Genomic DNA, 16335 nt, shown 5'->3' on the forward strand with positions numbered 1-16335 from the left:
TCAGGCCACCTCCGCCGGGGCCGGGGCCTGGCCGCCAAGGCCCGCCACGATCGAGCGGTTGATCTCGACGAGCGCGCCGACGCCGGCATTGCCGCCGATCACGGCGCTGGTCTGGCGGTCGACGAAGATCGCCAGCGAGATCAGCCCGGCGCGCAGCTCGGCCGGCAGCGCGTTGCCGGGCTGGGCCAGGTCGAATTGCAGCTCGGACCAGAATTTCTGATTGGTCACCAGATCGTCGCGCAGCCCGTCGGACAGGAGCGCGCTGCGCTCGCGGGCGCTCTCGGCCCGGTCGAAGGCAGAGGCACGGGTGGCGAGCTGGCCGGTGACGCGGCTCAGCACACGGCGCTCGATCTGGCGGGGGGTTTCGCTTTCGCGGATGGTGGTCTTGTAGGCGGCGATGCTCATGCGTTCTGCTCTCGCTCAGGGCCCTGCTCTTCTGGCGGGGACGGTGGAGGCGGACGCGGACACAACCCGAGGATCGCGCAGACGCGTCAGCCGGTCGAAAACTGTCGGGGGGGATACCGGGCGCTGGCCCGGTTGGGGTGCGGCCCGCCCCGGAGGGCGGGCCGCGAAGTGCCTTAGCGGAACAGGCTCAGGATGTTCTGCGGCGCCTGGTTGGCGATCGAGAGCGACTGCGACGCCAGCTGCTGCTGGACCTGCAGTGCTTGCAGACGGGCCGCTTCCTCTTCCATGTTCGCATCGACCATCGCGCCGACGCCGGCGTCGAGGTTGTCGGAGAGCTTGGTCAGGAACTCCTGCTGACGCTCGATCGACTTCTCCGACTGACCCAGCGAGGTAGCCGCGTCGACGGTCGCCTTAGTCGCGGTGTCGGCGCTGCTCAGAACTGCCGAGAGGTAGGCCTCGCCAGTCGCCGATCCGGCCTTCGCGGCGAAACCATCGGCGATCGCCCGGAACATTTCCTTCTGAGCGTTCAGATCCACCGGCGTAACCGAGATGGTCGTCGTGGTCAGGGCACCAGCGGAGTCGCGGCTGATGCCGGTGACGATCGTACGCGCACCCCCTGCCGCACTCGCGCCAGTTTCAGCGGTATAGGTCCCGTCCGCAGCGAAAGCGCTGTCTGCACTCGCGTCCGTAGTACCGTCCGCCTGTTTGCCGGCAGCGTTGACCAGGTCATCGCCGTTGAAGGTCGACTGCGAGAGGATTGCCGACATATCGGCGACGAGGCGCGTCAGGTCGGACTCGATCTCGTCGAGACCACCCTTGTTCTCTTGGGCAAAGGCGACCTTGTCGCGGAATTCCGTCGCCAGGTCCGAGAACTGCTCGGCGCCGAGACGCGCGGTCGCGACCGAGTTCTTGGTCAGGGTCAGGCTTTCGTTGACGGCCTTGGTCATGCCGCTGTCGCCCTTCATCGTCTCGGAGATCGCGAAGTAGGCGGCATTGTCCTTGCCCGACGACACTTTCAGACCGGTCGAGATGCGGTCCTGGGTGCTGTTCAGGTTGGAGTTGATGTTCCGCAGGGTCGAGAGGGCGGACATCGCGGAGTTGTTGGTGAGGATCGAAGACATTTTAGTTCTCCAGCATTCTAACTGTTCGATCGTTTTTCTGACGAAGTCGGCATGACCGCCGCGGTGTGACTATGGTTAAACCCATGAATTGGGGCGCGTTTGTGGCGCTATACGGTCTTATCCATGGGGGCGCGGGAAAGCGTGTCCTTTGTGCTACGGTTGCCGTTCGCGCCATAGAGGCCGCCCAGCCCGTGCCGGTCGCGCAGGCGCTCCAGATCGCGCGCGACGGCGCCGGTGGTGGCGCGCATCCGTTCCAGCATCGCTGCATCCCGCGCGATGAGATCCGCCAGCACGTCGAGCCGCTCGCGCAGCTCCTGCGCCGCATCGTCCCCGGCCGCGAGACCGGCCTCGATCTCGGGGCGCGCCGCTTCGATTCGCGCGGCCAGTTCCGATTTGCGCTCGAGCCGCGCGGTCACGCCGGCAAGGTCGCCCGCGCGGATCTCGGCGATCTCCGCCTCGAGCAGCGCCACGAGTTCCGCGATCTCGGCCTCGAGGCCGCTCGGCTGCGATTCGGTTTCCTGCGTCATGCTGTCCCCTGCCCCGTCCGGGTGCCGTCGGTGTCTCCATAGGCGCCGATCGCACGCGCCACGCTGGTGGCGATTCCCGTGCTGTCCTGATCGGCGATCTGCTCGGCGAAGGCGCGCGCCAAGAAGCTGCGCCAGGTTTCCTCGGCATGGCCGCCGCCGAAGGCGCCGATGTCGACGCTCTTGAGCATCTCGTCCACGGTCTGCGCGAGGAACATCTCCTCGAACTTCTTCGCGGTCTTCATCGTCTCGGGATCCGCCTCGCGGGTCTTGGCGAGCGGCTTGAGAGACAGCGCGGTGGGCATGATCTCCATCAGATGATCTCCAGATCGGCGTGAAGCGCGCCCGCGGCCTTGATCGCCTGCAGGATCGAAATGGTCTGGCTGGCGGTGACGCCGATGGCGTTGAGCCCGTCGACGAGGCGCTGCAGGCTGACATCGCCCTCGAGGATCGAGAACTGCGCCTCCTGCTCCTCGACCGTCACCTCGGTCTGCGGCACGATCACGGTGTTGCCGATCGAGATCGGCTCCGGCTGGCTCACCTCGATCTCTTCCTTGACGATCACCGTGAGGCCGCCCTGGCTCACCGCGACCTCGGCGATGCGCACCTCGGAGCCGATGACGATGGTGCCCGAGCGGGCGTCGATCACCACCTTGGCGATGGCGTCGGGCTGCACGCGCAGCCCCTCGATCTCGGCCAGCATGCCGGGGATGTCGACCTTGGCGGCCGAGCGCACCTCGACGGTCCCCGAATCGAGCGTTCTGGCGATGCTGCCCATATGCGCGTTGATCGCCTGTTCGACCCGCTTGGCGGTGGTGAAATCCGGGGTGCGCAGCGCGATGCGGATCGAGTTCATCGCCGCGAGGTCGAAATCGATCTCGTTCTCGACCGTGGCGCCGTTCTCGATTCGCGCCACGGTGGGTACGCCCTCGACGATGCTGGCATTGGCGCCCTGCGCCGCGTAGCCCGCCACCGCGATCGGCCCCTGGCTCACCGCGTAGACCTCGCCGTCGGCGCCGGTGAGCGGCGTCACGATCAGCGTGCCGCCGCGCAGGCTGGTGGCGTCGCCCAGCGACGAGACGACCACGTCGATGGTCGAGCCGCGCCGTGCGAAGGGCGGCAACATCGCGGTGACCATGACGGCGGCGGTGTTCTGGGTGCGCATCTGCTCGTCGGTCAGGTTGCCCACGCCGAGCCGTTCCAGCATCCCTTCGATCGAGCGTTCGGTGAAGGGCGAGTTGCGCAGGGAATCACCGGTGCCGTTGAGGCCGACCACGAGGCCGTAGCCCACGAGCTGGTTCTCGCGAACGCCCTCGAACTGGGCGATGTCCTTGATCCGCACATCCGCCGCCGATGGCGGTGCCGCGATCGCGCCCAGACCGAGCGCCAGCGCGAGGGCCGGCAAGAGACGCGGAAGATGTCCTGCCATGTGCGACGCTGCTCCCGGAGGCCTGAATTGCCCGGTCATCCTAGCCGGGCGCCGGGAAGGCCCACAAGAACAGTTCCGATCAATCCATGAACAGGTTGCAATTATGCAAACTGTTCATGGATCAACACGGGTCAGAGATAGTTGAGGAAGGACAGCTTCGAGAGCCGCGCCGTCACCGCATAGGTGGCCTCGAGCTGCGTCTGCAACTGGGTCAGCCGAGTCGCGGCTTCGTAGGGATCGACGCCTTCGAGGGCAGCGGTCTGGCTCCGATAGAGATTGATCCGGAGTTCCTGCGATTCACGTAGTTCCTCGACCCGGGAGGCCTGCGCCCCCATCCGGGTCTCGGCGGCGAGGAGATTCTCGGAACCCGTGCTGAGGGCCTTGAGACCATCGTCGAACCAGACTTGGCGCGCCTCGGGATCGGCGATGTCGGCGATGTCGGTCGCCGCCAGCATCGCCAGCCCCCGCAGGATTTCCGTCATACCCGGATCGTTGGCCTGAACCCCGTACTCGATCGTCTCATCCGCATCGATCCGGGCCGTGAGCCGGGCGGTCTCCGAGACCGGGCTGCCATTGTAGAAGGTCTGCTCGAAATCACCGGGCGCGGTGCCGCCCGGGGTGAACACGGCGGCCATCTGGTTCGCGATCGCCGCCGCATCGGCGGCATCGACCGGCCCTGCCCCGTAGATCCCCGACACCACGTCGGATGGGGCGAGACCGCTGCGCGGGTTCGCCTGGTCCCAGGGCTGCAGCGTCAGGTTGCCGCTGTCGAGCCCCCCGAACAGCGCGCTGCCCTGCACGGTACGGTTGGCCTGGCCGATGATCTGCTCGATCGCGACGCGCGCCGCCGCTTGCAGCTCCTTGCCCTGGATCAGCCCGTTGGCGCCGGTCTGCGCGGCCAGATCAAGCACGCCGCCCACCGTGCTGCGGATCTCGCCCAATGCCTTGGTGCCGCTGTCGAGCCTGTAGGACAGCAGCTCGTTCGAGAGGGCGAACCCCTCGAGCCGCTTGGTGTTGGAGCGCAGCGTCAAGGCCTCGGCCGAGCGCGTGCCCAAGGAGCGATACACGTCCGCTTTGCGGTTCGTGCTCATCTCCGTGCCGGCATCGCCGAGCTTGCGGTCAAGCTCGCCGATCAGGCGGGTGCGGGTCAGCGTGCTTTGCAGGCTGCCGGATGTCCGGGTCATCGAAATCATCATCGGTCTCCTTTACCTGACGGCCGCAAGCAGCGTGTCCATCATCTCGCCCAGCGTCTTCATGACCGTGGCGTTGGCGGAATAGCTCTGCTCGATCAACATCAGCTGTTGCAGTTCCTCGTCGATGTTGACGCCCTGCACCGCCGAGCGTGCCGCCTCGGCGGCGTCGCGTCCGGCCCCCAGGGCCTCCGCCTCGTCGCGCGCGGTGTTCCGCATCTGCTGGTGATCGGCGATCAGCCCGGCCGCGAAATCCGCGAGGGTCCGGTTCTGTCCCAGCCCCGCGGATTCGTCGAAACTGGTCGTTCCGGCCAGCATGGTGACGTAGCCATCGATGCGCCGCCCATCCGAGGCCGGGCCCTGCGCCACCGCGCCCACGCCGTCGCGCAGCCGCCATGCGCCGCCGCCCGCATCGGAGCGCACGGCATCGCTGACGGCGATGCGCGAGGCCAGCCCCGTCAGATCCGCCGCCGAATAGGCGTCCCCCCCATCGGTGAACAGGCCGGGCTGACCGGCGGCAAGGCTGTCATCCGCCGCCTCGAACCCCTGCACGAGGGCGCGCGCCATCTCGTCGAGCTGCAGCTGCATGCGCGGCAGGTCGCCCCCCAGAAGACCCAGACGGCCCGCCAGCCGCCCCTCTTCGGAGCCCCGCGAACCGACGCTGCCCGGTGTCACGTCGACGCCGTCGATCGACAACCGATCGGTCTGTTCGTCGAATTTCAACACGCGCACGGAATCGTTTTCGACCAGCGGCGCGCCACCGGTGGTGAAGATCGAGATCCGCCCGCCGGCGTCGAAGCTGGTGCGGATATCGAGGATTTCGCTGAGACCGTCGAGCTTCGTCGACAGGTTGTCCTCGAGCGCGGCGCGGCGCTCGGTCGGGCCGTTCTCCCGGCTGATCTGGCGGTTGATCTCGGCGATGTCGGTCAGCGTTTCGTTGATCTGGCTCACATCGCTGCGGACCCCGGCGCGAGTGTCGGATTCGATGAGCGCGAGGCTGTCGGCGGCGCCGCGCAGCGTCGAGGCCATCGCGACCGCCGCCTTCACGGCGCTCTCCTGAAGCGCCGGCTGCGCCGGATCGGACGCCACCGCGTCGAGCGCGCTCTGGAAGGTCGCGAGCCGACCATGCAGCCCGGTGTCGGAATCGATCTCGCCCAGAACGACCGCGTGGCTCGCGAGGGCCGAGGCGACGACCTCGCGCCCGGCCACCCGCGAGATCTCCTGTCGATGCGCCTGTTCGAGGCGGGCATCGGCGGCGCGGGCATAGCCCGTCACCGCGACGCCGCCGCCGGGCAGGCTCGTCATGGGGGCGCTGCGCTTCGAATAGCCCGCGCGCGAGGCGTTGGCGATGTTGCTGGAGGTCATTTCCGACCAGCTCTCCACGGCGGCAAGGCCGGTGCGGCTGGCGTTGAAGGCGGCGGTGATGCCCATTCTGCGATCCTTTAGAAAGAGAAGCGCGGCGCATTCTGCTGCCGCCTAGCGCGGCTCAGCGCTTGAGGTTGGTGGTTTCCTGCAGCATTTCGTCGACGGTGGTGACGATCTTGGCGTTGGAGGAATAGGCGCGCTGGGTGCTGATCAGGTCGGTCAGCTCCTGCGCCACCTCGACGTTGGAGCTCTCCAGCGCCCCGGCGGTCAGCCCGCCGGCCGAGCCCTCGCCGGCCTGGTTCAGGCTGAACTTGCCGGAGTTGCGCGACAGCACGTAGGCGTTGCCGTCGGCGGCCAGGAGCCCGTCGGGGTTGGCGACCTCGGCCAGCGGGATGTTGTAGAGCGGCTTGCGGCTGCCGTTGTTGAACACGCCGTAGACGTCGCCGCGCTCGTCGATCTCGGTGCGCACCAGCACGCCGCTCTCGGCGCCGTCGGCGCCGATCTTGAGCGCCGAGTAGTCGCCGGCGAACTGGGTCATGCCGGTGTGGCTGTCGGGCGCGCCGATCGAGACCTCGATGGTCTGCGGCACGGCGCCGTTGTCGACGGTCAGCGTCGCGATGCCGGTGGCGGCGTCGAAGGCGAAGCCCGCCGGCGCCGCGGCGTTGGAGGTGGCATTCGAATAGAGCCGCGGCGCGCCGGCGAGCGGGCCGCTGTCGTGGAAGTCGACGGTGACCTCGCCGTATTGCGCGCCGTCGGCGCCGGAGATGCTCAGCGTCCACTGGCTGGCGGTGGCGCTGGGCTGCCAGGAGAACTGCATCCGCTCGGCCTCGCCCAGCGGGCTGTAATACTCGGCCGAGCTGAGGAACGGCTCGCCCGGGGTGGCCAGCCCGGTCTGCTGGGCCGGGATGTTGCCGCTGACGGTCATCTCGCCGGTGGGCGAGCCGGTCTGCGACAGGCTGCCGAGATTGACGGTCCTCAGGTCGCCGAACTGGTTGCGGTCGACATTGCCGATCGAGGCGGTCTGGTCGTAGGGAAAGCCCGCGAGGTAGTAGCCGGCGGCGTTGCGCAGATCGCCGTTCTCGTCGGGCAGGAACGAGCCGGCGCGGGTCAGCATGAAGTTCGCCTCGTTGGTCTCGCCCGGCTGCTTCGAGACCACGAAGAACCCCTGCCCGCCGATCGCCAGATCGGTGGCGCTGTTGGTGGCACGCACCGCGCCCTCGGTGCTGACATCGGCGCCCTGGAAGGCCCGAACACCCGAGGGCGAGATGCCGGCATTGTCGCTCAACGTGCTGGTGGTGACCATCTGCACGAAGCTGCGCCGGTAGCCGTCGGTGTTGGCGTTGGCGATGTTCTCCGAGATCCGGCCCACCGCCGTGGAATTGGCGCGCAACCCGCTCACGCCGGTCTGCATCGCGTAGGAAATGCTCATCCTGCCTGTCCTTCCTTACTGTTGCCGCCGCGGACGCATCGGTCCGGGTCCGGTCGTTGCTCCGGCCGGGGCCGGGAATGGGCGGTGGTGGTCATCAGCCATCCCCCGCGATGGTTTCGAGACGGCGCAGGGCTGCGTCCGCACCCTGCATCCGATCCGTGGCGGATTTTTGACCGATCGGCAGCGACAGCGGCGCGACCGGCGCGAGCGAGCGCGCCACCGCCGCAAGCTCCGGGCTGGCCGCGAGATCGGGTAGCCGATCCAGCAGTTCCGCCACCAGTTCCGCATCGCCGGCGCGATGCGCCGCGAGCAGCAGGCGAATTGCCTCCGACGTGCCGAGCCCGGGGCCCAGATCGCGCCACAGGCTGGCATAGGCATCGCGCGCCGCGGCCCATTCACCGCGCTCGAACAGCGCCGCCGCGCGCAGCCGCAGGTAGCCTTCCGAGGGAATTTCCATCCGCGTGGCGATCACCGCCGCCCCGTCGCCCTCGGCGCTCGAGAGCCGCGCGCGCAGCAGCGCCAGGCGGTCACGCAGCTCCGGCACCGAGGCCGGGGCGGTCCCCAGCGCCTGCGCCGCCGCCTCGGTCTGGCCGCCGCGCAGCAGCGCCTCGGCCTGCGCCAGCCGCAGGGCGTCGAACCGGGCGGGCGGCACCTCCTCGAGCCCGAGGTCGCGCATCACCGCGAGCTGGTCCCGGATCGCGGCGTATTCGCGCGCCGCCGCGTCGGTGGCGCCGATCTCGTAGAGCCTCCCGGCCAGGAGTTCCGCCTGCGCCGCGAAGCCCGGGCGGAACACCAGTTCGGGCGAAAGCCGCCGATGCGCCGCCACGAATTCGGCGATCGGCAGGTCGCCGGATGCGCCTTGCGCGTAGAGATCCGCGACCATCTCGTCGAGCCGGTCGCCGGAATTGCGGGCCGCGTCGCTCTGCGGGTGACGGCGCAGCACCTCGGTCAGCGCGGCGATCGCGGCTTCGGTGTCGCCCCGGCCATATTCGACCTCGGCCAGCCGCTCCAGCGTGGCCACCTCCAGCGCGTCGCCGCGCCAAGAGCGCCAGCTCTGCCGCAGGAGCTGGGCCGCGTCCTCGGGCACCAGCGTGTCGGTGGCGCGCCCCAGATCGATCAGCGCCAGCCGCGCCCGCTGCGCCCAGACATCGCTGCCGCCTGCGGCCATCGCGTAGCTGTCGAAGGCCATGACCGGGTTGCCCCCGGCCTGCGCCGCGCGGCCCAGAAGGAACCTGTAGGCGCTGCCGCCGCGCAGCTCCGGGTGACTGTCGAAGCGCTGCGCCAGCGCATGGGCGGCATCCCAAAGCCCGGCCTCGATCGCGGTTTCCAGCAATTCGGGCAGCAGCGCCGCGGCGAGGGCCGGCGGCAGCGCGCCGAGCACCTCCTCCGCCAGCGGCAGATCCTCGGCCGCGGCGGCCACGTCGCCCTCGCGCGCATGGGACAGTGCCCGCCATAGCGGTCGCTGCGACCAGTGATCGGCGGCCTCGAGCTGCGAGCGCGCGGGGAGAGGCGCCGGCGTGGCGTCGCCCGACACCCCCCAGGCGGCGAGCGCGATCCGGTCGCGCCGCGCGGCGCGGGCCGGATCGAGGGCTGCCGCGCCCTCGTCATCCGGCAGGCCCGACAGGAAGGATAGTGCCTCGGGCGCGAGCGCATGGCTCACCGAGAGCGCGGCGAGGTCGAGCAGCAGGTCGGCGCGGGCCCCGGCGGTCTCCGCCTCGGCCAGCCCCGCGACCAGCGCGGCACGGCGATCGACATAGTCGACAGAGCTTGCCCCCCGCGGCGCCGGATCGGCCGCGGCGGCATGTCCCATCAGGGACAGCCCCAGACATATGCTCAGTAATCTTGGCAAATCCGCCACGACCCCATGAATTGATAGGCACTATCCTTGATCGAATTCCTGAACGGCGCAACAACAGTCCGAGCTACGGGGCGCAAGCACCGGGAATCGTGGGAATCGGGAGACAGGCCGGGATGGACAACAGCACCTATGTTTCGCTGTCCCTCGCGACGGCGATGCGCAACGCGCTCGACGTGACCGCCAACAATATCGCCAATGCCAACACCGCCGGTTTCAAGGGCGAGCGCGTGGTCTTCGACAGCTACATGCTGCGCGAGACCGGCACCGAGGAGACCCGCGAAACCGATTTCCTGATCGACCAAGGCTCCTATATGGACCCGAACCAGGGCGCGATGAGCCAGACCGGCAACCCGCTCGACCTGGCGCTGCAGGGCGATGGCTGGTTCGCCTATGAAACAGATGGGCGCACCGCCTATGGCCGCGACGGCCGCTTTGCGCTCGACCCGAACGGCGCGCTGGTGACGTTGTCAGGCGCCAAGGTGCTCGATCCCGGCGGCGCGCCGATCGCCCTGCCCCCCGATCTCGGCGGCGATGTCACGATTTCGCAGGACGGCACGATCTCCTCGCTGGCCAACGGCGTGATCGGTCGCGTCGGCCTGTTCGACCTACCCGATCTGCAGGCCTATGAACGGATCGGCGCGGGCATGTTCGTGCCCCCCGAGGCCGGCGACACCGCCCGTCCCGCCACCGACGCCACCCGCGTCGTCCAGGGGGCGGTCGAGGCCAGCAACGTGCAGCCGGTGGTCGAGATGACCCGGCTGATGGCGATCCAGCAGGCCTATGAGCGCGCGCTCAAGCTGGTGAACAGCGAGGACGACCTGATGCGCGACATGCTGCGCCGCATCGGCAAGACGGCCTGACCCCCTTTTCACGGACCCGACACAGGAGCCCGACCATGAAAGCCCTCGGAATCGCCGCCACCGGCATGCTCGCGCAGCAGACCAATGTGGACGTCATCTCGAACAACATCGCCAACGCCAACACCACCGGCTTCAAGTCGAGCCGCGCGGCGTTCCAGGACCTGATCTACGAGACGGTCCGGCGCGAGGGTGCGCTCACCTCCGAGGCCGGCACGATGCGCCCGACGGGCGTCGATATCGGCTTCGGCGTCGAGACCGCGGGCACGGTGCGGCTCAACACCCAAGGCGGGCTGATGGCGACCGAGAACCAGCTCGACCTCGCGATCGACGGGCGCGGCTTCTTCACGGTGAACCTGCCCGATGGCGGTCAGGCCTATACCCGCGACGGCGCGTTCCAGCTTTCGGCCGAGGGCCAGCTCGTCACCATGCAGGGCTACGAGCTCGATCCCGGCATCGTCGTGCCGGAGAACACCACCCAGGTGGAGATCTCCGAGCAGGGCGTGGTCATGGCCTTCGTCGGCGAGGACCCGGTCCCGGTGGAGCTGGGCCAGATCACCATGGCGACCTTCACCAACGAGGCGGGGATGCGCCAACTCGGCGGCAACCTGTTGCAGGCGACCACCGCCTCCGGCGACGCGGTACCCGCCAATCCGGGCGATGCCGGTCTAGGCATCCTGCGGCAGGGCTATCTCGAGAACTCGAACGTCAACATCATCCAGCAGATCACCGACCTGATCTCGGCGCAGCGGGCCTACGAGATGAACTCCAAGTCGCTGGAGACCGCCAACGAGATGATGACCGCCGCCAACCAGATCAAGTGATGCGCCGCGCCGCTCTACTCCTCCTCGCGCTTGCGGCACCTCTGGCCGCCGCCGCCGCGCCCTTGCCGGTGCTGGTGGAGGAGCGCGCGCGCGACCATCTGGGGCCGCAGCTTCCCGAGCGGGCCGAGTTCGAGATCGGCTTTGCCGGCAGCCCGCCGAGCGAGGCGGCGCTGATCGCCGAGTTCTGGATGGACCCGGCCTCCGGGCGCTTCGTCGCCAACGCCATCGACGATGTCGGCGGGCTGCACCGGGTCAGCGGCCTCGCCTCGGTGATGATCCCGCTGCCGGTGCCCAACCGCCGGCTGATGCCCGGCGACATCGTGTCCGCGGGCGACCTGACCGAGATGCGGCTGCCGCAGGCCCGACTCGGGCCCTATGCGGTGATCGACCCCGACGGCGTGATCGGCATGCAGGTGCGCCGGATGCTGCCCGAGGGCCGCCCGGTGATGGTGCAGTCGGTGATGCAGCCGCTGGTGATCGAACGCGGCGACGAGGTCAGCATCAGCTTCACCGACGGCGCGCTGCGGCTCAAGGCGCCCGGCCGGGCGCTGTCGGACGCGCATCGCGGTCAGGAAGTCCGTATCGTCAACACGTCAAGCAACACCACCCTCACCGGCATCGCCGCCGCCGAGGGCATCGTGGAGGTCTCCCGTTGAGCCGCACCCATCTGCGTCCCCTGCCCGTCCTGTTGCTGGGGGCGGCGCTCGTCTCCGGCTGCGGCGGGGTGCGCGACCGCTTCGACCGTGATCCGCAGACCACTGCGATCGCCGTGAACCCGCTCACCGTGCCCGAGGCGGCCTCGGTTTCGGTGCCGATGCCACCCCCGGCGCCCCCGCGCGTCTACCAGCGCGCCGAGGCGGCCTCGCTGTGGGAACGCGGCGGCTCGGGCGGCTTCTTCGCCGACCAGAGGGCGAGCCAGGTGGGCGACATCCTTACCGTCGACATCCGCATCGACGACCGCGCGCAGCTCCGGAACGCCGGGCAGCGCTCGCGCGACGGCCAGAGCACGATCGCCTTCCCGACGCTGTTCGGCTACGGCACCCAGATCGACAAGATCCTCCCGGGCGTCGGCCCCGAGGACCTGCCGCAGGGCGACATCGTCGATATCGGCTCGACCACCGACGTGTCGGGCTCGGGCTCGATCACCCGCAACGAATCGATCGAGCTGAAGGTGGCGGCGCTGGTGGTGCAGATGCTGCCCAACGGCAACCTCGTCATCGCCGGGCGGCAGGAGGTCAAGGTGAACCAGGAACTGCGCGAACTGCGGGTCGCGGGGATCATCCGGCCGCAGGACATCCAGATGGACAACACCATCCCCTACGAGAAGATCGCCGAGGCGCGCATCACCTATGGCGGGCGCGGCCAGCTGTCGCGCACCCAGGAGCGCGGCTATGGCGAGGATGCGATGGACATCATCTTGCCCTACTGAGGCGCAATCACCGCCACGATACCGGGCGACAAGGGACCGAACGCAACGCACGCGATGGTCCGATGAAATCCACGATCCTGATGATCTCCGTGCCGCTGGCCTGCCTCGTGGGCGGCTACGGCGCGGGGATGTTCCTCGTCCCCGCCCAGACCCTCGTGGCCTCGGCCGAGCCGACGACGCTCACCGATGCCGCGCCCGGCCGCCCCGGCGATCACGAGGCGCTGGGCATCCCGCCCGCCCCCGTCGATCCCGAGGCCGGCGCCCATGCGGAAGAGACCTCCAAGGCCGATCATGCGGAGCCCGAGGCCGAGGCCGTGCCGCTCCTGGAGATCGGCCGGCTGACCGTGCCGGTGCTGAAGCCGCGCAGCATCACCTATGTGGTCGCCGACATCGCGCTGGCGATGCCCGAGGCGGCGCTGGTGGCGAAGGTCGAGGAGACCCCCGAGACCATGCTGAGGATGCGCGACGCGGTCCTCGCGTCCCTCACCGAGGCGGCCGCGACGCCAGCCATGGCGGGGCCCGCGATCGACACCGAAGCGCTGTCAAAGCGCGTGCTGGCCGATCTCAAGGCGATCGGCATGCCGGTCGAGGAGGTGCTGTTCCCCAACATGTTCAAGCAGGACGTGGCGCGGCAGGACATCCCGCGCGCCGAAACCCTGCCCGCCACGGCGCAGGTCACGCATTGAGACCGCTCCCCGAGCGGCCCTCGGGCCGCTCGGGTAAACCCGATCCGAAGTATTACTGAACGCTGATCAGGCTGTCGGGAGAGATTTCCGCCCCGGTGTCGAGCTCGAGGATCGGCCAGCCATCGCGGAATGCCACGCGCTCGACCTGGCCGCTTGCATAGGTGGTGTGAAACACCGACTCCTCCTCGGCATCGAGCGCGACGATCTCGACTTGGAAGGTGCCAGCGGGCACCGGCAGCCCGTCGGGATCGCGCCCGTCCCAGACAACCTCGTGCCGCACCCCGTTGACGGCGGGCAGACCGTCGATCCGGCGCAGCTCGGTCCCGTCCTCGCCGAGGATGCGGGCGGAGACCTGCGTGGCCTCGCCGCTGAGCTGGTAGGAGAACCGCGCCTCGCCGTCGCGCAGGGTGATCAGGTCGCTCGGCGCCAGAACCTCGCGCCCGAGCAGCATGATGTCGCTGCGGGTACCGCTGTCACCGAGTTGGGTCTCGATCCGCTCCAGCGTCTCGTTCGTGGTGATCGACTGCTCGACCTGCGTCAGCTGCGCGAGCTGCGACACGAAGGCGGTGGAGTCCATCGGCTCCAGCGGGTCCTGGTTCGACACCTGCGCGATCAGCAGCGTCAGGAAGCTCTGGTAGTCGGTGTTGAGCTTCTCGCGCGAGGTCGTGGCCTTCGTGGACGCGCTCGCGCTCGCGGCGTTGATCGGGGACAGCGTTTCCATGGCGGGCTCCGGAGATTCAGGTCAACATGTCGAGGCGGCCTGCGCCGCCTGCGGATGGCGTGGCGGGACCCGCGACGGGCTCGGCCTCGGCATCGTTCTCGATCGCCGGAATAGCCGTCGGGCGGCCATCGCCGCGATCCCCGCCGTTGCCGCGATCGAAGGATTCGAAGCTGAGCTGGCTCTCGTCGAAACCGGCCCCCTCATTGCCCAACAGCGCGGCAAGGCCTTCGCGGTCGCCGCGCAGTGCCTGCAGGACGCCCTGGTTCTCGGCGCGGATCACGACGCGGAGTTGCCCGTCCTCCTGGGTGAGGTCGATCTCGATCTCGCCGATCCCGCCGGGCGTCAGCGAGATCCGCGTCACGCCGTCGTTCAGGGTGGCATTCCGGATCTGGCTCGCGACCGCGCGCGAGAAGCCGCTCGCCAGTTGCGGTGCGGCCGGCGGCGGCGGCGGTGGAGCCTGAGGCTCCATCGGGGCGCGCGACGCGACACCGGCATCCAGCGTTCTGGGGGCCGGCTGCGCCGCCTCAACGGTGGTCGGCTCGCGGAGTGTCGGCTCGGCCCCTTCCGGTCCGATCTTCGCCTGCTGCGCCAGGGCCTCGCCGAGCAGGGCCGCGAAGCCACGCCGCGACGGTGTTGCGGCCTCGACGGTCGCCAAGGGTTCGGCGTCATGCCCCGCCGCTTCGGTGGCGTCCGGGGCCGAAGCGACCTGGTCGCCCTGCGCTGCCACGCGCGGGCCGGGAATGCCGCGCGCCGGGGCGGGGCCGGCTGTCGGGACCGCCTGCCGGGAAGGCGCGGCGGGCATGGTCGGCTGCCCGTTTGCGAGGGGCGCAATGGCTGTCGCCTGAACCGTCTGCATCGCGGCTTGGCCAGCCTGCGCGGGCAGTTGCTCCGCGGGGAGCGTCACCTGCCCCATGCTTACGGCCTGGGTCGAAGGCATGGCGATTTGCCCGCCCGGCGTGGCACCGATCCGCATCTGTTGCGGCATCGCGGTCTCCGCGCCTGCCGAAGCGGCGGTCGGCCCCATTCGCGCATCGCCAGCCAAGGTCGCATCGGTGGGGCGCAGAGAGACGTGACCCGTCTCGACGAAGGGTGATACCGGCACTGGCGTGGATGGGGCTGGCGCGGATGGGACTGGCGCGGCGGACCGGACCGACGCCTGTGCGGCGGCCGCACCTGCAACCTGATTCCACCCTTCGGCACCGAACGTGGTAGCCGGGACGGCCGACCATGCGGGCAAAGTGGTCGCGAGATCACCCATGGGTTTGCCGGACAGCTCGGACAGGATGACCGACAGCCCGGTGATCATGTCGTCAGAGGCAACAACCATGTCTTCGGCACCGGAGAGCTCGTCGAGGCGTGCCGAGATGTCGGTGCCATGCGCCGCGTCGAAATCCGCGAACAGGTCGCGCAGCGCTGCACCCGTCTCCGAGAGGCTGGCCGCGCGTGCGACGGGGTCCTCGCCCGCCTCGCCAAGCGATGCCGCCCCCTTCTCCATCAGCTTCGCCGCCGCTTCGAACAGCCGCTCATATGGCGGCGCCGAAGGCGGGGCGGCCGGGCGCGATGGCGCGCCCGTGTCGCGGCTCGACGCGAGCATCGCCTCGAAGGCGCCGGGATCGCCCGCCGTGCCACGCCGCATCGCCGCGCCATGCGCCGTCCCCGAGGAGGCTGCGTTCTGCGTCAGGGGGGTCGGAAACAGGGCCATGGGGGTCGTCAGCTATCGCCCGCGGCCTGATCCTGCGCCGCCGTCGCGCGGCCCAGCACGGCGCCGATGCGGGTGCCGATCGCGCGCAGCCAGTCATCATGGCTGCGGGCGCCATGTGCGAAACCGATCAGATCCGGCACCGCCAGTTCGATGGCTGGCGCGCTGAAGCTGGCATCGAGCGCGCCAAGATAGTCACGCAGCCGCGGGCTGGCCAGAAAGAGCGGTCCGCCGAGCAGCATGTCGGGTTCCGAGCCCCGCACCGCGCCACCGGTCCAGAAGCTGGCCAGCACCGCCGCGAGCCCGGCCCGGAACGGCGCCGCCACGAGGCCGAGGCGCTGCATCCGCGGGCTGGCCGCGAACGCGTCATAGGCCTGCGCCAGTAGGTAGAGCGCATCGGTCTCCTGCTCGACCGGGAACACGCCGCGCTGCACCGCGTCGACCAGCAGCTCGCCGACCAGCCGGCCGGCGAGCTGCGAGCGCGCGGCATCGCCCGCGCCCGGCCGCAGCGCGGCCCGATCGAGGATCACCACCAGCGCGCCGTAGGGCGCGACGAGCTCAAGCTCTTCCTCGATGACGTCGCCGAGCGCGAGGGCCGGCATCAGCTCGGCCTGCTCGGACATCACCTGCCCGCCAAGCCCGTCGCCCCGCTGCAGGGCCACGCGCCGCATCGGCAGCATCGCATCGAGAATGAGGCCGAAACGGGCCTCGGTGTCACTGTCGCCCGCGCAGGCGACATCGCCCCGCCAGATGGCTTCGAGAAGGTCACTGCTCTGCATCGATCCGCCCTGTTGTCCA

Annotated in this window: 17 protein-coding genes; 5 read left to right on the forward strand and 12 right to left on the reverse strand. The window is 69.5% G+C overall.

The genetic code is table 11. The annotated features are described in order from the left end of the window. The 9 genes from ACRAQ3_RS09415 to ACRAQ3_RS09455 form a co-directional block, all read right to left on the reverse strand. The gene (locus ACRAQ3_RS09415) at positions 1 to 405 is read right to left on the reverse strand and encodes a flagellar biosynthesis regulator FlaF (protein WP_085897999.1); all 405 of its coding nucleotides are present in this window, start codon (positions 403 to 405) and stop codon (positions 1 to 3) included. 173 nt (positions 406 to 578) lie between these two features. Beyond that, complete coding sequence (locus tag ACRAQ3_RS09420; RefSeq protein ID WP_269398636.1) at positions 579 to 1526, reverse strand: flagellin; 948 nt, start codon at positions 1524 to 1526, stop codon at positions 579 to 581. Positions 1527 to 1633: 107 nt separating this feature from the next. After that, positions 1634 to 2053: a hypothetical protein gene (locus tag ACRAQ3_RS09425; RefSeq protein ID WP_432254439.1), complete on the reverse strand. Its 420-nt coding sequence runs from the start codon at positions 2051 to 2053 to the stop codon at positions 1634 to 1636. After that, positions 2050 to 2364, reverse strand: coding sequence for a rod-binding protein (locus ACRAQ3_RS09430; protein ID WP_432254440.1), 315 nt, complete (start codon positions 2362 to 2364; stop codon positions 2050 to 2052). Before ACRAQ3_RS09430 ends, ACRAQ3_RS09425 begins: the two co-directional genes overlap by 4 nt. Then, positions 2364 to 3479, reverse strand: coding sequence for a flagellar basal body P-ring protein FlgI (locus ACRAQ3_RS09435; RefSeq protein ID WP_269398633.1), 1116 nt, complete (start codon positions 3477 to 3479; stop codon positions 2364 to 2366). Before ACRAQ3_RS09435 ends, ACRAQ3_RS09430 begins: the two co-directional genes overlap by 1 nt. Before the next feature lie 131 nt (positions 3480 to 3610). Then, positions 3611 to 4672 carry a flagellin gene (locus tag ACRAQ3_RS09440; protein WP_432254441.1) on the reverse strand — a complete coding sequence of 354 codons (1062 nt, stop codon included), beginning with the start codon at positions 4670 to 4672 and terminating at the stop codon, positions 3611 to 3613. A gap of 12 nt (positions 4673 to 4684) precedes the next feature. Continuing rightward, complete coding sequence (gene flgK, locus ACRAQ3_RS09445; RefSeq protein WP_432254442.1) at positions 4685 to 6100, reverse strand: flagellar hook-associated protein FlgK; 1416 nt, start codon at positions 6098 to 6100, stop codon at positions 4685 to 4687. A gap of 55 nt (positions 6101 to 6155) precedes the next feature. Beyond that, positions 6156 to 7463 (reverse strand): flagellar hook protein FlgE, encoded by a 1308-nt coding sequence (locus tag ACRAQ3_RS09450; RefSeq protein ID WP_432254443.1) that lies wholly within the window; start codon positions 7461 to 7463, stop codon positions 6156 to 6158. Positions 7464 to 7557: 94 nt separating this feature from the next. After that, the gene (locus tag ACRAQ3_RS09455; RefSeq protein ID WP_432254444.1) at positions 7558 to 9273 is read right to left on the reverse strand and encodes a hypothetical protein; all 1716 of its coding nucleotides are present in this window, start codon (positions 9271 to 9273) and stop codon (positions 7558 to 7560) included. Between the two features lie 161 nt (positions 9274 to 9434). Here ACRAQ3_RS09455 and flgF point away from each other — a divergent pair, with 161 nt between their 5' ends. The 5 genes from flgF (at position 9435) to ACRAQ3_RS09480 (ending at position 13117) form a co-directional block, all read left to right on the forward strand. Then, positions 9435 to 10181, forward strand: coding sequence for a flagellar basal-body rod protein FlgF (gene flgF, locus ACRAQ3_RS09460; RefSeq protein ID WP_269398356.1), 747 nt, complete (start codon positions 9435 to 9437; stop codon positions 10179 to 10181). A 35-nt stretch (positions 10182 to 10216) separates the two neighbouring features. Continuing rightward, positions 10217 to 11002, forward strand: a complete 786-nt coding sequence (gene flgG / locus ACRAQ3_RS09465; protein WP_269398357.1) for a flagellar basal-body rod protein FlgG — start codon at positions 10217 to 10219, stop codon at positions 11000 to 11002. Beyond that, a complete protein-coding gene (gene flgA, locus ACRAQ3_RS09470) occupies positions 11002 to 11658 on the forward strand; it encodes a flagellar basal body P-ring formation chaperone FlgA (RefSeq protein ID WP_269398358.1) in 657 nt (218 codons plus the stop codon). The genes flgG and flgA overlap by 1 nt, the downstream gene beginning before the upstream one ends. Beyond that, positions 11655 to 12431 carry a flagellar basal body L-ring protein FlgH gene (gene flgH, locus ACRAQ3_RS09475; protein ID WP_269398359.1) on the forward strand — a complete coding sequence of 259 codons (777 nt, stop codon included), beginning with the start codon at positions 11655 to 11657 and terminating at the stop codon, positions 12429 to 12431. The genes flgA and flgH overlap by 4 nt, the downstream gene beginning before the upstream one ends. Positions 12432 to 12493: 62 nt before the next feature. Continuing rightward, the gene (locus ACRAQ3_RS09480) at positions 12494 to 13117 is read left to right on the forward strand and encodes a flagellar basal body-associated FliL family protein (RefSeq protein WP_432254445.1); all 624 of its coding nucleotides are present in this window, start codon (positions 12494 to 12496) and stop codon (positions 13115 to 13117) included. 52 nt (positions 13118 to 13169) lie between these two features. On the opposite strand, the gene ACRAQ3_RS09485 is transcribed toward ACRAQ3_RS09480, so the two are convergent. From ACRAQ3_RS09485 to ACRAQ3_RS09495, 3 genes are all read right to left on the reverse strand, one after another. Further along, positions 13170 to 13838 carry a flagellar hook assembly protein FlgD gene (locus tag ACRAQ3_RS09485; protein WP_432254446.1) on the reverse strand — a complete coding sequence of 223 codons (669 nt, stop codon included), beginning with the start codon at positions 13836 to 13838 and terminating at the stop codon, positions 13170 to 13172. 16 nt (positions 13839 to 13854) lie between these two features. Further along, entirely contained in the window at positions 13855 to 15474 is a 1620-nt protein-coding gene (locus tag ACRAQ3_RS09490; RefSeq protein ID WP_432254447.1) for a flagellar hook-length control protein FliK, read from the reverse strand. 74 nt (positions 15475 to 15548) lie between these two features. Further along, positions 15549 to 16316 (reverse strand): hypothetical protein, encoded by a 768-nt coding sequence (locus tag ACRAQ3_RS09495; RefSeq protein ID WP_269398363.1) that lies wholly within the window; start codon positions 16314 to 16316, stop codon positions 15549 to 15551. Positions 16317 to 16335: the final 19 nt, after the last annotated feature.

It is taken from the genome of Limimaricola sp. AA108-03 (genome assembly GCF_050847355.1).
Lineage (GTDB): Bacteria > Pseudomonadota > Alphaproteobacteria > Rhodobacterales > Rhodobacteraceae > Limimaricola.

What these genes read in the sequence shown, in the direction of transcription:
- ACRAQ3_RS09415 (WP_085897999.1), bottom strand. Translation starts at nt 405, where the DNA reads ATGAGCATCGCCGCCTACAAGACCACCATCCGCGAAAGCGAAACCCCC.
- ACRAQ3_RS09420 (WP_269398636.1), bottom strand. Translation starts at nt 1,526, where the DNA reads ATGTCTTCGATCCTCACCAACAACTCCGCGATGTCCGCCCTCTCGACC.
- ACRAQ3_RS09425 (WP_432254439.1), bottom strand. Translation starts at nt 2,053, where the DNA reads ATGACGCAGGAAACCGAATCGCAGCCGAGCGGCCTCGAGGCCGAGATC.
- ACRAQ3_RS09430 (WP_432254440.1), bottom strand. Translation starts at nt 2,364, where the DNA reads ATGGAGATCATGCCCACCGCGCTGTCTCTCAAGCCGCTCGCCAAGACC.
- ACRAQ3_RS09435 (WP_269398633.1), bottom strand. Translation starts at nt 3,479, where the DNA reads ATGGCAGGACATCTTCCGCGTCTCTTGCCGGCCCTCGCGCTGGCGCTC.
- ACRAQ3_RS09440 (WP_432254441.1), bottom strand. Translation starts at nt 4,672, where the DNA reads ATGATTTCGATGACCCGGACATCCGGCAGCCTGCAAAGCACGCTGACC.
- flgK (WP_432254442.1), bottom strand. Translation starts at nt 6,100, where the DNA reads ATGGGCATCACCGCCGCCTTCAACGCCAGCCGCACCGGCCTTGCCGCC.
- ACRAQ3_RS09450 (WP_432254443.1), bottom strand. Translation starts at nt 7,463, where the DNA reads ATGAGCATTTCCTACGCGATGCAGACCGGCGTGAGCGGGTTGCGCGCC.
- ACRAQ3_RS09455 (WP_432254444.1), bottom strand. Translation starts at nt 9,273, where the DNA reads ATGGGACATGCCGCCGCGGCCGATCCGGCGCCGCGGGGGGCAAGCTCT.
- flgF (WP_269398356.1), top strand. Translation starts at nt 9,435, where the DNA reads ATGGACAACAGCACCTATGTTTCGCTGTCCCTCGCGACGGCGATGCGC.
- flgG (WP_269398357.1), top strand. Translation starts at nt 10,217, where the DNA reads ATGAAAGCCCTCGGAATCGCCGCCACCGGCATGCTCGCGCAGCAGACC.
- flgA (WP_269398358.1), top strand. Translation starts at nt 11,002, where the DNA reads ATGCGCCGCGCCGCTCTACTCCTCCTCGCGCTTGCGGCACCTCTGGCC.
- ACRAQ3_RS09480 (WP_432254445.1), top strand. Translation starts at nt 12,494, where the DNA reads ATGAAATCCACGATCCTGATGATCTCCGTGCCGCTGGCCTGCCTCGTG.
- ACRAQ3_RS09485 (WP_432254446.1), bottom strand. Translation starts at nt 13,838, where the DNA reads ATGGAAACGCTGTCCCCGATCAACGCCGCGAGCGCGAGCGCGTCCACG.
- ACRAQ3_RS09490 (WP_432254447.1), bottom strand. Translation starts at nt 15,474, where the DNA reads ATGCGGCGTGGCACGGCGGGCGATCCCGGCGCCTTCGAGGCGATGCTC.
- ACRAQ3_RS09495 (WP_269398363.1), bottom strand. Translation starts at nt 16,316, where the DNA reads ATGCAGAGCAGTGACCTTCTCGAAGCCATCTGGCGGGGCGATGTCGCC.